General features: G+C 76.7%; 1 protein-coding gene. It reads left to right on the top strand.

Features of this window, described 5'->3' with window-relative positions; genetic code table 11:
- On the top strand, positions 1-245 hold a 245-nt coding region (locus AC1RPV_RS08155), incomplete at both ends, for a glycosyltransferase (RefSeq protein ID WP_481764262.1).

The following is a 245-nucleotide window of genomic DNA, read 5'->3' as shown; positions in this document are numbered from 1 at the left end:
GCGGCGCACCGACTGCACGGTGATCCGCTCCACCAACCGCGGCTACGCGGCCGGCATGAACACCGCCGTCGCGGCGTCGCCCGAGGCCGAGGCGGTGCTCATCCTGAACCCGGACGCCACGCTCGACCCGGACTGCGCCCCGCGGATGCTCGCCGTCCTCCGCAAGCCCGGCATCGGCATCGTCGCCCCGCGCGTCCGCGAGGCCGACGGCAGCCTCTCGCCCACGCTCCGCCGCGGGCCCACGA

The sequence above is a fragment of the Dellaglioa sp. CoH-55-MRSF-9 genome (assembly GCF_056782155.1).
The sequence above is the reverse complement of the archived record's forward strand: the minus strand, read 5'-3'. Positions and strand labels throughout refer to the sequence as shown.